Genomic DNA, 14052 nt, shown 5'->3' with positions numbered 1-14052 from the left:
GCCAGCGCGGCGGGCGCTTTCTTGGTATGGGGTCGCTGCATCCTACCGTCGGGGCAAGGGCAGGGGTGTTCGTGTTTTCCCGCGCTGCGGTATGGCCGCAACATGGTGCGTCGCAATACCGCGGCCGCCGGCGCGGGGCGGGTGCACGCCATAACCCGCGATGCGGACAGGGATTTGGTGGGGATATTGCTGTGCAACAGGCCGGCCGTTGCGTCGCGGAATTCTTTTGTAACAATGGCCAAAGCCGGACGAATTCGGGCCGGATCGGGACATGGCTGTCCTTCCGTCCGGGAAAACCCGCCAAGCGGGGTAAAATCCTTGTTTTGCTCCCTTCCTTATACGGCGCCCGCATCGTGTCCCTTGTTCAGCATCTGCCTGGTTCCTCCGTCCTGTCCTCCTTTCGTCGTGACCGCCTGCTGGCGCAATTGAAGGAAGCCGGCCTGCCCGTGGCCGACATTTCCGCCCGCTACGAGCACTTCGTCAGCACCGACGCCGCCCTGACGGCCGAACAGCAGCAGCAACTGACCCAACTGCTGGATTACGGCACGCCCGCCACCGGCGAGGCGCCGGCCAAGAGCCTGGCGCTGCTGGTGATCCCGCGCCTGGGCACGATCTCGCCGTGGGCCAGCAAGGCCACCGACATCGCCCACAACTGTGGCCTGTCGGCCGTGCACCGCATCGAGCGCGGCGTGCGCTACGTCATCACGCCCGAACGCGGCCTGCTGGGCAGCAAGACGTTCGACGCCGACATGCTGGCGCGCGCGGCCGACTGCCTGCACGACCGCATGACCGAAACCGTGGTCGACGCCAGCTTCGACGGCCAGGCGCTGTTCCAGCCGCTGGCCGGCAAGCCGATGCGCACGGTCGACGTGCAGGCGCGCGGCGCCGCCGCGCTGGTCGAGGCCAACAGCGCGCTGGGCCTGGCCCTGTCCGACGACGAGATCGAATACCTGGCCCAGTCGTTCAGCGACCTGGGCCGTGATCCCACCGACGTCGAACTGATGATGTTCGCGCAGGCCAACAGCGAACACTGCCGCCACAAGATCTTCAACGCGCAGTGGGTGATCGACGGCCAGGAGCAGCCCAACACGCTGTTCGGCATGATCCGCGCCACCCACAAGGCGCAGCCGGAAGGCACCGTGGTCGCCTACTCGGACAACGCCGCCATCATGGCCGGCGGCCCGGCGCAGCGCTTCCAGGCCGGCGTGCCCGGGGTGACGGGCGAGGGCGTGGATGGCGCCAAGTACATCCGCCGCGACACCACCGTGCACACCCTGATGAAGGTCGAGACGCACAATCACCCGACCGCGATCGCGCCGTTCCCCGGCGCCTCGACCGGCGCCGGCGGCGAAATCCGCGACGAAGGCGCCACCGGCCGCGGCTCCAAGCCCAAGGCCGGCCTGACCGGCTTCACCGTCTCGCACCTGCGCTTCGACGACGCCACGCAGCCCTGGGAAGCCGACCACCACGGCCTGCCGGACCGCATCGCCTCACCGCTGTCCATCATGATCGACGGCCCCATCGGCGGCGCCGCCTTCAACAACGAATTCGGCCGTCCCAACCTGCTGGGCTATTTCCGTTCGTTCGAGCAGACCGCCGGCGGCACGCGCTGGGGCTACCACAAGCCCATCATGATCGCGGGCGGCCTGGGCAGCATCGACGCCGGCCTGACCCACAAGAACGAGATCCCTCCCGGCGCGCTGCTGATCCAGCTGGGCGGCCCGGGTTTCCGCATCGGCATGGGCGGCGGCGCCGCCTCCAGCATCAGCATGGGCAGCAACTCGGCCGAGCTGGATTTCGACTCGGTCCAGCGCGGCAACCCCGAACTGGAGCGCCGCGCCCAGGAAGTGATCGACCGCTGCTGGCAGCAGGCCGAGAACAACCCCATCATCGCCATCCACGACGTCGGCGCGGGCGGCCTGTCCAACGCTTTCCCGGAACTGGTCAACGATGCCGGCCGCGGCGCCATCTTCGATCTGAAGCGCGTGCCGCTGGAAGAATCCGGCCTGTCGCCCGCCGAGATCTGGAGCAATGAATCGCAGGAACGCTACGTCCTGTCGATCCTGCCGCAGGACCTGGAGCGTTTCGACGCCATCGCCCGCCGCGAACGCTGCCCCTACGCGGTGGTCGGCGTGGCCACCGAGGAGCGCCAGCTGCGCGTGGTCGACGGCGAAGGCCTGCCGGGCCTGGACACGATCCGTCCGCAGGGCGAGGCCGAGGTGCGTCCGGTCGACGTGCCGATCGACGTCATCCTGGGCAAGCCGCCGCGCATGACGCGCGACGTGCGCCGCCTGCCGGGCGTGTCCGAGCCGCTGGACCTGGCCGGCATCGACCTGACCGAAGCGGCCTACCGCGTGCTGCGCCACCCCACGGTGGCCAACAAGTCGTTCCTCATCACCATCGGCGACCGCACCGTCGGCGGCCTCTCCAGCCGCGACCAGATGGTCGGCCCGTGGCAGGTGCCGGTGGCCGACTGCGCCGTCACCCTGGCTGACTACCAGGGCTTTCGCGGCGAAGCCATGGCCATGGGCGAACGCACCCCCATCGCCATGCTGAACGCGCCGGCCTCCGGCCGCATGGCCGTGGCCGAGGCCCTGACCAACCTGGCCGCCGCCGACGTGGCGCGCCTGGAAGACATCAAGCTGTCCGCCAACTGGATGGCCGCCTGCGGCGTCGACGGCCAGGACGCCGCGCTGTACGACACCGTGTCGGCCGTCAGCGAGCTGTGCCAGGCCGCCGGCCTGTCGATCCCGGTGGGCAAGGATTCGCTGTCCATGAAGACCTCCTGGGAGCAGGACGGCGAGCAGCGCCAGGTGGTGGCGCCGGTGTCGCTGATCGTCACGGCCTTCGCGCCGGTCGGCGACGTGCGCGCCAGCCTCACGCCGCAGCTGCGCACCGACGCCGGCGACAGCGTGCTGATCCTGATCGACCTGGGCCGCGGCCTGCACCGCATGGGCGGCTCGATCCTGGCGCAGACCTACAACCAGGTCGGCGAGACCGTGCCGGACATCGATTCGCCGGAAGCGCTGCGCGCCTTCTTCGTCACCATCCGCACCCTGGCCGAGGCCGGCACCATCCTGGCCTACCACGACCGTTCGGACGGCGGCCTGTTCGCCACGCTGGTGGAAATGGCCTTCGCCGGCCGCACCGGCATCTCGGTCAACCTCGACATGCTGACCTTCGACCCGCAATCGGCCGATTGGGGCGACTACAAGATCCGTCCGGAACAGGTGGCGGTGCAGCGCGACGAACTGACGCTCAAGGCGCTGTTCGCGGAAGAAGCCGGCGCCGTCATCCAGGTGCCGGCCGCCCAGCGCGACGCCGTCATGCAGGTGCTGCGCGGCGCCGGCCTGTCGGCCCACTCGCACGTCATCGGCGGCCTGAACGGCGGCGACGAGGTCGAGTTCTACCGCGACGGCAAGAAGGTCTGGGGCCAGCCGCGCGCCGACCTCGGCCGCGCCTGGAGCGAAGTCTCCTACCGCATCATGGCGCGCCGCGACAACCCCGCGTGCGCCCAGGCCGAGCTGGACGTCTGGAGCGACACGCAGGACCCGGGCATGAGCCCCAACGTGGCCTTCGACCCGCAGGAAGACGTGGCCGCGCCGTTCATCAGCAGCGGCAAGCGCCCGCGCGTGGCGATCCTGCGCGAGCAGGGCTGCAACAGCCAGGTGGAAATGGGCTGGGCCTTCGACACCGCGGGCTTTGACGCGGTCGACGTGCACATGACCGACCTGCTGTCGGGCCGCGTTGACCTGGCGCAGGTGCAGGGCCTGGTGGCCGTGGGCGGCTTCAGCTACGGCGACGTGCTGGGCGCCGGCGAGGGCTGGGCCCGCACCATCCGCTTCAACGGCAAGCTGTCGGATCAGTTCGCGGCGTACTTCGCCCGCCCCGACACCTTCGCGCTGGGCGTGTGCAACGGCTGCCAGATGATGGCCGCGCTGGCCCCGATGATCCCGGGCGCCGAGCACTGGCCGCGCTTCACCCGCAACCTGTCCGAGAAGTACGAGGCGCGCCTGTCGATGGTCGAACTGGCCAAGTCGCCGTCGATCTTCTTTGCCGGCATGGAAGGCGCGCGCATCCCGGTCGCGGTGGCGCACGGCGAAGGCTACGCCGACTTCTCGCAGCAGGGCGACGCCGGCCGCGTGCTGGCGGCGGCGCGCTACATCGACAACCGCGGCAACGCCACCGAGGCCTATCCGTTCAACCCGAACGGCAGCCCGGGCGGCCTGACGTCCGTCACCACCGCCGACGGCCGCTTTACCGTGATGATGCCGCACCCGGAACGCGTGACCCGCAACGTCATGATGTCGTGGGCGCCCGAGAAGTGGGGCAACGCCGACAGCGGCGGCCAGTTCAGCCCGTGGATGCGCATCTTCCGCAATGCGCGCGCCTGGCTGAAATAGAAGGGGCCTCCGCGCCGCGCGCTTCGCGCTAGCTGCCCCCCGAGGGGGCGGCCCGGCGGCGAGGTGGCGATCCTTGCCGGCCTGACGCAAAAAGAAGCTCCACCGAATCGGTGGAGCTTTTTTATTCGCGCCGTTTTTCAGAAACGGTACTTCACCCGCCCGATCACGCTGCGCCGGCTGCCCGGGTAGCAGTCGGTCAGGTCCGAGCACGTCGCCAGGTACTCCTTGTCGAACAGGTTGGTGGCGTTGACCGACAGCGTCAGGTGCTTGTCCACCGCGTACGACACGCCGGCGTCGATCAGGGTGTGGCTGTCGATCTTCAGCGTGTTGGCGTTGTCGCCATAGGTCGAGCCGACGTAGCGCGCGCCCACGCCCAGGCTCAGGCCGGCCAGCGCGGCGTTGCGCACGGTGTAGTTGAGCCAGCCCGAGGCGCTGTGCTCGGGCACCAGCGCCGGGCGCTTGCCCTGGGTGGCGTCGTTGGCGCGGCTGATGCGGGCGCGCACGTAGGTGTACGAGCCGGTGAAGTCCCAGCCGTCGCCCAGGCTGAACTTGCCTTCCAGTTCCACGCCGCGCGACTGCACTTCGCCCGAGGCCACCTGGAAGCCCGGGTTCTGCAGGTCATTGGTCAGCACGTTGCTCTTCTTGATGTCGAACACGGCCAGCGTGTACAGCGCGTTCGAGCCTGGTGGCTGGAACTTGATGCCGCCTTCCCACTGGCGGCCGCGCGACGGCGCGAAGGCGGCGCTGCCGTTGGCCGGCGCGGTCACGCCGGTGTTGGGCAGGAACGACTGCGCGTAGCTGACGTAGGGCGCGAGACCATTGGGCATGACGTAGTTCAGGCCGGCGCGGCCGCTGAAGCGCGAGCCGTCCTGGTCGGCGGTATTGCCCAGCAGGCGGTTCTGGTTCTTCTGGCGGTACCAGTCGTAGCGGCCGCCCAGCGTCAGCACCCAGCGTTCGGCCAAGCGCACCTGGTCCTGCACGTACAAGCCGGTCTGGTGGGTGGTTTCCAGATAGTTGGCCATCGGCGTGGTGGGCGTGGGCACGTGCACGCCATACACCGGGTCGTAGGGATTCAGGCTGGGGGCGGGGCCGTAGGTGCGCGAGACGTCGGCGCTGCTGCGGTTGAAGTCCAGTCCCAGCAGCAGCGTGTGGGCCAGCGGGCCGGTGTTGAAATCCAGCTGCGCCTGGTTGTCCAGCGCCAGCGCGGTCATGCTTTCGTCGTAGCGGCGCGCGGTGCGGGTCAGGCCCGCCGGACCGATGCCCGACAGCAGGATGTTGTCCAGCAGCGCGTCGACCTGGCCGTAGCGCAGGTTCTGGCGAACCTGCAAGGTGTCGTTGAAGCGGTGCTCGAACAGGTAGCCGATGCTCTTCTGTTTCTGCGTGTAGCGGTTGAAGTCCGGATCGCCGTTGCGCAGGTCGGTCGGCTTGCCGTTGATGGTGACGGTGCCGATGGTGCCGCCGGAGCGGTCGTGCAGGTACTCGGTCTGCAGCGTGAAGCGGGTGGCGGCAGACGGCGCCCAGGTCAGCGACGGCGCCAGGAACAGGCGGTCGTCGGCAATGCGGTCGCCGTTGGGGTAGGTGAACTGGGTGTTGGCGTCGCGCGCCACGCCGATCACGCGGTACAGCAGCGTGCCGTCTTCGGTGGCCGGGCCGGTCAGGTCGACCGCGGCCTGCTTGCGCTGGAAGCTGCCGTACTCCAGTTCGGCCTCGTATTGCGGCGTGGCGGACGGCAGCTTGCTGACGCGGTTGATGACGCCGCCGGCATCGCCCTGGCCGTACAGCACCGACGACGGGCCGCGCAGCACCTCGATGCGTTCCAGTGCGTAGGGCTCGCTGCGGAACAGCGTGTAGCCCGACGTGATCTGGCGCAGGCCGTCCTTGTAGTCGCTGGTGGCCTGGGCATTGAAGCCGCGCAGCATGACCCAGTCAAAGCCCTTGGGATCGACGCCGTAGGTTTCCACCGCCACGCCGGGCACGTAGCGCAGCACCTCGGTCACGCTCTGCGCGTTCTGCGCCTCCATCTGCGCGCGCGTCACCACCGAGATCGACTGCGGCACCTCCAGGATCGGCGTGTCGGTCTTGGTGCCGGCGCGGCTGGCCTCGGCCACGTAGCTGTCGGGCGCCACGCCGCCGGCGCTGACCGTCACCGGTTCCAGCGTGGCGACGCCGCCGGCGCCGGCCGGCAGCCGGCGCAGCACGTAGCCGCCGCCTTGCGCTTGGGCCGCCAGGCCGCTGCCGGCCAGGATGGCGGCGAAACCGTCGCGCAGCCCATAGGCGCCGCGCAGGCCGGCACTGCGCCGGCCTGCGGTCAGGGCGCCGTCGATGGCGATCATCACGCCGGCCTGCTGGGCGTAGGCGTTGAGCACTTGGTCGAGCGAACCGGCCGGAATGTCGTAGCGGACGGCGGCCGGGCCCGGGCGGGCCGGCGCGTCGGCGGCAAGGGCGGCGGGCGGCGCGGCCAGCGCCAGGGCTGCCAAGGCCAGCGCCAGGGTGCCGCGGGCGGCGTTCAGGGGAGTGCGGACAGACATGAAAAAGGATCCTCGTTGCGGGCGTGAATACTGCGGTTATGCAGGGTTCCCGAACGAGAACGGAAAAGTGCTACGGTTGGCCCGGATTTTTAGGTTCCACCACCACCCAGTAGCCGGTGTAGCGCGACACCCGCAACGGCAGCGCGGCCGCCAGCGATGCCAGGATGCGGTCGGTGTCGGCCAGCGGATAGACCCCCGAGACGATCAGGTCGGCCACGCGCGGGTCGCAGCGGATCACGCCGTGGCGGTAGCGCTCCACCTGGTCGAGGAAGTCGGCTAGCCGCAGGCGGTCGGCCACCAGTTGGCCCCGCAGCCAGGCGGGCGCGGCGGCGGAGGCGGCCGGCAGCAGCGCGGCCGTATCCGCGGTGAAGCCGGCGGCCTGGCCGGCCTGCAATCGCAGCGCGGCGCCTTGCCGCGGCTGGATCTCGACCGCGCCTTCGTACACGCCGACCCGCATGCGGTCGCGCTGGATCTCGACGCTGTAGCGCGTGCCCAGCGCCAGCACGCTGCCGTATTCCGTGGCGACCGAGAAGGGGCGGCCGGCGGCCAGCGCGCCGTGGCCGGTGGCCACGTACAGTTCGCCACGGCGCAGCACCAGGCGGCGCGCGCCGGCGCTGTATTGCACGTCGACGGCGCTGTCGCTGTTCAGGGTGAAGCGGGTGCCGTCTTCCAGCAGCACCTCGCGCCGTTCGCCGACGGCGGTGCGGTAATCGGCTGCATAGGCGGCCCAAGGCAGGCGGCCGGCCGCGAGGCCGGCGGCGCCGGCGCCCAACAGGCCAAAGCCCATCAGGCGCAGCGCCTTGCGGCGGCCGGCCTGGCGCCCGGACGACGCCAGCGCCCGGGCCGAGGCTTCGGGCGACACGCCCAGCAGGCGCGCGTCCAGCCGCTGCACCTGCTGCCAGGCGCGTTCGTGATCGGGATGGGCGTTGCGCCAGCGCTGCCAGGCGGCGCGCTCGTCGGCGGTGGCTTCGCCCGACCACATGACCACCAGCCACTCCAGGCCCTGGGCCAGGATCGGTTCGGGGATGCCCGCTGCGCCGGCGCTCATAGCGCCGCCAGGCAGGCCTGGGCGGCGCGCAGCATGTGCTTGCGCACCAGCGCCACCGAGACGCCCAGCTGCGCGGCGATCTCGGAATAGGTCAGGCCCTCGAAGCGGGACAGGATGAAGACCTGGCGCGCGCGGGCGGGCAGGGCGTCGAGCGCGGCGTCCACCGCCATCAACGTTTCCAGCGCCAGCGCGCGGCCCTCGGCAGACGGCATGTGCGGTTCGGGCAGTTGCGCCAGCGCTTCGAGATAGGCGGTTTCGAGGGTGCGGCGGCGGAACAGGTCAATCACCAGGCCCTTGGCGATCTGGGTCAGGAAGGCGCGCGCCTGGCCGGCCTCGGGCAGGCGGCCGGACACCATCAGGCGTTCGTAGGTGTCGTGCGACAGGTCGGCGGCGTCGTGCGCGCTGCCCAGCCGTCGCCGCAACCAGCCGGCCAGCCAGCCGTGGTGGTCGCGGTAAAGCGCGCTCAGGGAGGGGTGCGCCGTGGGCTGGTTGGCCGCCGTCACGATGGAAGTCCTTCTCTCGCGGGGTTCAAAGACTGGAAATGATAATCGTTGTTAATTCTGTTGGACAAGTCGGAAATTGCGCGTTGTCGATGTAACCCAATGAGATATTTAACTTTTCATTGCAATAAGCCGTAAACACTTCGACAGCCGCCCAAGGCTGCCCTCCGCAACCCCCGAGTGGCCCTCCCCATGTTCAAGAATCTGAGTATCCGCGCCGTCCTGACGACCGCGCTCTGTGTTTTTTTCGCCCTTTTCCTGGTCACCGGCATCGCCGTATACCAGCAACTGACCTCCAACCGCACCTCGATCGAGGTGATGCTGGATACCAACCTGGTGCGCGCCAACGCCGTGGACGACGCCGGTTCCGAGCTGCTGCGCGCCCGCCTGGTGCTGCTGGCTGCCCAGACCACCTTGCTGGAAGGCAAGAGCATCGACAACCTGGCCAGCATGCAGCGCCTGGACGGCTACACCAGGAAGGCCGCCGACCTGATTCAGAGCGCGCGCCAGAATCCCGAGACCTCGCCCGTGGGCAAGCCCCTGTTCGATGATGCGCTGGCCGCCTATGACGTCTACCAGCGCGACGCCATCGTGCCGATGATCGCCGCCATCCGCGCCGGCAAGGCCCAGGATGCCAGCCGCCTGAACCTGGAGAAGGTGACGCCGCTGGGCATCACCTTCACCCAGGCGATCCAGAAGTACGTGGACTACGCCGACGAAGTCGGCCAACGCGTGGCGCGCGAGGCCAACACCCGCATCAATGGCGCCATCGCCTTCCTGATCGGCCTGCTGGTGGTGGTGGCCGTGCTGGTGGTGGGGCTGTACGCGGTCTTTGCCCGCTCGGTGTTCCGCCCGTTGCATGACGCCGGCCGCCTGTTCGACCGCATCGCCGGCGGCGACCTGACCAACCGCATCGAGCAGCGCGGCAACAATGAAATCGGCGTGCTCTACGCCGCCGTCAAGCGCATGCAGGACAGCCTGGCGCGCACCGTGGCCGCCGTGCGCCAGGGCGTGGAAGAGATCCACACCGGCTCGCGCGAGATCGCGGCCGGCAACATCGACCTGTCCTCGCGCACCGAACAGCAGGCCGCCTCGCTGGAGGAAACCGCCGCCAGCATGGATGAACTGTCGTCCACCGTGAAGAACAACGCCGACAGCTCGCGCAGCGCCTCGCAACTGGCCAGCGCGGCTTCCGACGTGGCCACCCGCGGCGGCCAGGCGGTGGGTGACGTGGTGGGCACCATGCGCGCCATCGCCGACAGCTCCAACCGCATCGCCGACATCGTCGGCGTGATTGACGGCATCGCCTTCCAGACCAACATCCTGGCGCTCAACGCCGCGGTCGAGGCGGCCCGCGCCGGCGAGCAGGGCAAGGGTTTCGCGGTGGTGGCCAGCGAAGTGCGCGCGCTGGCGCAGCGCAGCGGCCAGGCCGCCAAGGAGATCAAGGGCCTGATCGACGATTCGGTGCAGAAGGTGTCCATTGGTTCCGACCAGGTCGAAGCGGCCGGTGCGACGATGCAGGAGATCGTGGTGTCGGTGCGCCGCGTGACCGACATCATCAACGAGATCTCCAGCGCCTCGGAAGAGCAGTCGCAGGGTATCCAGCAGGTCAACCAGGCGGTCTCGCAGATGGACAGCGTGACGCAGCAGAACGCCGCGCTGGTCGAGCAGGCGGCCGCGTCGGCGGCGTCGCTGGAGACCCAGGCGCAACGCCTGCGTGACGCGGTGGCGGTGTTCAAGCTGCAGACCGGCCGCGTGATCGACTCCGAGGCCGCTGCCCTGGGCCGCGCGGGCGAACCGGCATTGCTGGGCGCCTGACGCGGCATCTTCGAGGCGCCGGCGCGGGCGCCTTCAGGCCAGCGTCCGCGCCAGCCAGTCGATCAGGGCATGGGCTCGCGCCGGCAGGCGCCGGGAGCCCGTCAAGGCGTATAGGGTGACCGGCTCCAGTTCCCATCGCGGCAGCACCGGCACCAGCCCCGCGCCCCGCCAGACGGCCGCGCCCAGCGCGTGCAGCGCGGCGATGCCGACGCCGCGGGCGGCCAGTTGCAGCGCCATGGCGGGCGTGTCGACGCCATAGCGCTCGCGCGCCAGGACCACGACGCGCTCGGGGCCGCACCACAGGCGCCAGCGGGCGGGTCGTGTGTCATGGGCACGATGCGCGCCGACGTGCAGGCCGATGCAGTCGTGCATCGCCAGGTCGGCGGGATGCTCGGGCGCGGGCCGTCGCGCCAGATAACCGGGCGCCGCGTACAGGCTGGCGCGCAAGGCGCCCAGCCGGTGCGCCATCCATGCCGGGTCCGCCGGCGGTTCCAGACCGATCGAGATATCGGGGGGCTGCGGCGCCGCGTCCGCGCCGCCGGGCGAGTCCAACTGCATGGCCAGGTCCGGATGGCGCTCGGCGAAGGCCGCCAGCGCGGGGGCCAGCGCATGCCGCACGCTGGCGTCCGGCAAGCGCACGCGCAGCGCGCCGGCCTGGCCCACCGGCCGGTCGCGCAGGGACCCGCGCCGGCATGCGCGGGCCGGGGCCGCGTCGGCCGGAATGCGGCGCTGTTCCAGGTCGAGGCGGCCGTGTCCGCCCTGCGCCATGTCTTGCGTGAATTTCATCGATCCCGCTCCCGGCGCCACCGCGTTCGTTCAGAACGCGTAGACCACCCCGACGCTGCCGAACACGTTGGCGCGGCGCTCGGTCAGCGGGCTGTCGCGGGCGTCGCCCAGCAGCGTGTTCACGCCCACGGTGGTGACGGTGCTCCAGCTGGCGTCGATGCGATGCGACCAGGTGGCGAACAGGGCGGCGGATTTGAAGCCGGACGACGGCGAGTAGGTCGACAGCCCTTCGCGGCTGCGCGCGGCCTGCGAGGACGTGACGCCATACCAGGTCTGCATGTCGTCGTGGCTGGCCCACTGCGTGCTGGCGCCGAGGTTGACGCGGTTGGCGCCGTCCTGCCAGGCGGCATAGGTGGCGCGCAGTTCGAGCGTGCCGCCGTAGCCGCTGCGCGCCGCCTGGCGGTATGCCGCGCCCAATGAAAACGGACCCGGCGCCCATTCGACGAAGGCGCCATAGGTGCCGTGGAAATCGATGTCGTCCAGGCCCTTGGTGCGGTCGGCGTCGCTGGAATCGCGGCCCAGCGCCATGCCGACGAATACGCCGGCCTTCCAGTCGGGCGCCAGCGTGGTCTGCAGGCCCATCGCCGGCAGGCCGGCGCGCGGCGAGATGAAGAAATTGCCGGAATGGTAGTTGATCAGCGGCACCGGCAGGGCGCGGTATTCGCTGGAGCCCTGGTACACCGGCACGTAGCCGACGCCCAGGCCGATGAAATTGGTGCCAGATTGCTCGGCCTGCGCCGTGCCTGCGGCGCAGGCCAGGGCGGCGCCAGTTGCTAACATAGCCAGCTTCATTTGCGGGGAATTTCCTTTCTTTCGTGAACCGGTGCCCTGGCGCGAGCCAGGGGCACGACGAGCCGCCATTGTCGGAGCCGGCTTTTAAAAATTCTTTAAATCCAGGGCGCCACAATGGCGCGCCATGGACAGTCTGGGAGCGTTCTTGCAAGTTCTGCTGGTCGAAGATGACGCCATGCTCGGAGACGCCTTGCGATCCAGCATGGTGGGCGCGGGCCTGCGCGTCGATTGGGTGCGCGACGTGCCCGCCGCCCGGCTGGCGCTGGTCGAGCATGGCTACGGCGCGGTGCTGCTGGATCTGGGCCTGCCGGGCGGCAGCGGGTTGGCGGTGTTGAAACACCTGCGGGCGCGCTACGACGCCACGCCGGTGCTCATCATCACCGCCCGCGACCGCCTCAGCGAGCGGGTGCAGGGCCTGGATGCCGGCGCCGACGACTACATCGTCAAACCGTTCCAGCTGGACGAACTGCTGGCGCGGCTGCGCGCCGTGGTGCGCCGCAGCAGCAATTCGGTGGTGTCGGTCCTGCGCTGCCGCGACGTGCAGCTGGATCCGGCGCGGCGCGTGGTGACGCGGGCCGGCGCCGAAGTGGTGCTCAGCGCCAGCGAGTACCGCACCCTGCTGGCGCTGATGGAACGCGCCGGCCAGACCGTCAGCCGCGAACAGCTGGAGGCCGCGGTCTACGGCGGCAGCGGCACCATCGAAAGCAATACCGTGGCGGTGTACGTCCACCAGCTCAGGCGCAAGCTCGGCGACGACCTGGTCGCCACCGTGCACGGCCTGGGTTATCGCATCGCCGCGGCGGACGCGGCATGAAGACGCTGCGCAAACGCCTGACCGTCACGCTGCTGCTGACCCTGCTGTTGACCTGGGCGGCGGTGTTCATGTGCCAGCAGCACGCCATGAACGAGGCGCGCACCGGCATCCGCGACCAGTCCCTGGTCGACTCGGCCAACCAGACCATCCTGTCGCTGCGCCGCAGTCTGCTGGAGGAGCGGCCCGATGAGCGTTTCAAGCTGCCGCCGTCCAGCCATTTCCGCGGCGAGCGGACCACGGTGCAGATCTGGTCCAAGGGCGACCGGCGCCTGGCCCTGCGTTCGCCCGAGGCGCCGGACCAGCCGCTGAACCCGGACTTCGAAGACGGCTTTCGCGACAGCGTGATCGGCGACGACACCTGGCGCGTGTACTCGCTCAGCGACGCTTCCGGCCAGGTGCAGGTGCAGCTGGCGCGCGCCGACAGCGACCGGCGCGCCGAAGCCGTGGCCGCCTTCAAGCGCGGCCTGGTCATCGTGTCGGCGTTGTTCCTGCTGCTGGCGGCATCAACCTGGATCGTGGTGCGGCTGGCGTTCCGTCCGGTCGATCGCGCCGGTGACGCGATCCAGCGGCGCACGCCATTCGACCTGGCGCCGTTGCCGCTGGACCGCCTGCCGGGGGAATTGCATCCCTTCGTGCGCTCCATCAATGCCCTGCTGGTCCGGCTTCAGGCCGCCATGGACCACGAGCGCCGCTTCCTGGCCGATGCCGCGCATGAACTGCGCACGCCGCTGGCCGCGCTCAGCGCGCAGACCGAACTGCTGTCGCAGCGCATCGCCGACACGCCGGCCGCCGACGCCGCCGCCCCGTTGCGCGCGGTGGCGCAGCGCACGGCGCGCCTGGCCGAACAATTGCTGGACCAGGCGCGCATGGACGCGGTCAGTGAAACCGGCGCCGATCTCGACACCGTGTCGCTGGACGCGCTGGTGGTCCTGCTGGTGCGCGACGGCGAGGCGGCCGCGGCGCGCAAGCGCCAACGCATCCAGCTGGACGTCCAGGCCTGCGAGGTGCGCGGCGGCATGGATACGCTGGGCGTGCTGGTGCGCAACCTGCTCGACAACGCCCTGCGCTACACCCCCGAGGGCGGCCAGATCGCCGTGGCCTGCGGGCCGCACGAGCGGGGCGGGGCCTGGCTACGGGTGGCCGACGATGGCCCCGGCATCGCGCCGGCCGAACGCGCGCGGGTGTTCGACCGCTTCTATCGCGCCCCGGGCGCCAACGGCGGCGGCAGCGGCATCGGCCTGTCGCTGGTGGCGCAGATCGCGGCGCGCCACGGCGCCGTGGTGGCCTTCGTGCCTGGCCTGAATGGCCGGGGCGTGGGCCTGATGGTCACTTTTCCCGCGACCGCGGCGGCATGAAAAGGGCC

Annotated in this window: 9 protein-coding genes; 4 read left to right on the top strand and 5 right to left on the bottom strand. The window is 70.1% G+C overall.

Annotated elements, in window-relative coordinates; translation table 11 throughout:
* The first annotated feature begins 353 nt into the window (after positions 1 to 353).
* Positions 354 to 4403, top strand: coding sequence for a phosphoribosylformylglycinamidine synthase (purL, locus tag AT699_RS17930; protein ID WP_024069365.1), 4050 nt, complete (start codon positions 354 to 356; stop codon positions 4401 to 4403).
* 137 nt (positions 4404 to 4540) lie between these two features.
* Here the strand turns inward: purL and AT699_RS17925 are convergent, their stop codons facing one another.
* The 3 genes from AT699_RS17925 to AT699_RS17915 form a co-directional block, all read right to left on the bottom strand.
* On the bottom strand, positions 4541 to 6931 hold the full coding sequence (locus tag AT699_RS17925; RefSeq protein ID WP_024069364.1) for a TonB-dependent siderophore receptor: 2391 nt from the start codon (positions 6929 to 6931) through the stop codon (positions 4541 to 4543).
* Between the two features lie 70 nt (positions 6932 to 7001).
* Entirely contained in the window at positions 7002 to 7979 is a 978-nt protein-coding gene (locus tag AT699_RS17920; protein WP_020928252.1) for a FecR domain-containing protein, read from the bottom strand.
* Positions 7976 to 8482: a sigma-70 family RNA polymerase sigma factor gene (locus AT699_RS17915; RefSeq protein WP_024069363.1), complete on the bottom strand. Its 507-nt coding sequence runs from the start codon at positions 8480 to 8482 to the stop codon at positions 7976 to 7978. Before AT699_RS17915 ends, AT699_RS17920 begins: the two co-directional genes overlap by 4 nt.
* A 189-nt stretch (positions 8483 to 8671) precedes the next feature.
* Between AT699_RS17915 and AT699_RS17910 the strand changes: the two genes are divergently transcribed.
* Positions 8672 to 10297, top strand: coding sequence for a methyl-accepting chemotaxis protein (locus AT699_RS17910; RefSeq protein ID WP_024069362.1), 1626 nt, complete (start codon positions 8672 to 8674; stop codon positions 10295 to 10297).
* Between the two features lie 33 nt (positions 10298 to 10330).
* Here AT699_RS17910 and AT699_RS17905 read toward each other — a convergent pair whose 3' ends face one another.
* Both AT699_RS17905 and AT699_RS17900 read right to left on the bottom strand, forming a co-directional pair.
* A complete protein-coding gene (locus AT699_RS17905; protein WP_024069361.1) occupies positions 10331 to 11083 on the bottom strand; it encodes a LysR substrate-binding domain-containing protein in 753 nt (250 codons plus the stop codon).
* Between the two features lie 30 nt (positions 11084 to 11113).
* Positions 11114 to 11875, bottom strand: coding sequence for a MipA/OmpV family protein (locus tag AT699_RS17900; RefSeq protein WP_020928248.1), 762 nt, complete (start codon positions 11873 to 11875; stop codon positions 11114 to 11116).
* A 145-nt stretch (positions 11876 to 12020) separates the two neighbouring features.
* Here AT699_RS17900 and AT699_RS17895 point away from each other — a divergent pair, with 145 nt between their 5' ends.
* A complete protein-coding gene (locus AT699_RS17895; protein ID WP_006385125.1) occupies positions 12021 to 12689 on the top strand; it encodes a response regulator transcription factor in 669 nt (222 codons plus the stop codon).
* Entirely contained in the window at positions 12686 to 14044 is a 1359-nt protein-coding gene (locus AT699_RS17890; RefSeq protein ID WP_024069360.1) for an ATP-binding protein, read from the top strand. Before AT699_RS17895 ends, AT699_RS17890 begins: the two co-directional genes overlap by 4 nt.
* Positions 14045 to 14052: the final 8 nt, after the last annotated feature.

The sequence above is a fragment of the Achromobacter xylosoxidans genome (genome assembly GCF_001457475.1).
Taxonomy (GTDB): domain Bacteria; phylum Pseudomonadota; class Gammaproteobacteria; order Burkholderiales; family Burkholderiaceae_B; genus Achromobacter; species Achromobacter xylosoxidans.
This window is presented reverse-complemented; position numbering and strand designations above follow the sequence as displayed.

Excerpts from the sequence above, each read along its gene's own strand:
- AT699_RS17925 (WP_024069364.1), bottom strand. The coding sequence starts at position 6,931 with ATGTCTGTCCGCACTCCCCTGAACGCCGCCCGCGGCACCCTGGCGCTG.
- AT699_RS17905 (WP_024069361.1), bottom strand. The coding sequence starts at position 11,083 with ATGAAATTCACGCAAGACATGGCGCAGGGCGGACACGGCCGCCTCGAC.
- AT699_RS17910 (WP_024069362.1), top strand. The coding sequence starts at position 8,672 with ATGTTCAAGAATCTGAGTATCCGCGCCGTCCTGACGACCGCGCTCTGT.
- AT699_RS17890 (WP_024069360.1), top strand. The coding sequence starts at position 12,686 with ATGAAGACGCTGCGCAAACGCCTGACCGTCACGCTGCTGCTGACCCTG.
- AT699_RS17920 (WP_020928252.1), bottom strand. The coding sequence starts at position 7,979 with ATGAGCGCCGGCGCAGCGGGCATCCCCGAACCGATCCTGGCCCAGGGC.
- AT699_RS17900 (WP_020928248.1), bottom strand. The coding sequence starts at position 11,875 with ATGAAGCTGGCTATGTTAGCAACTGGCGCCGCCCTGGCCTGCGCCGCA.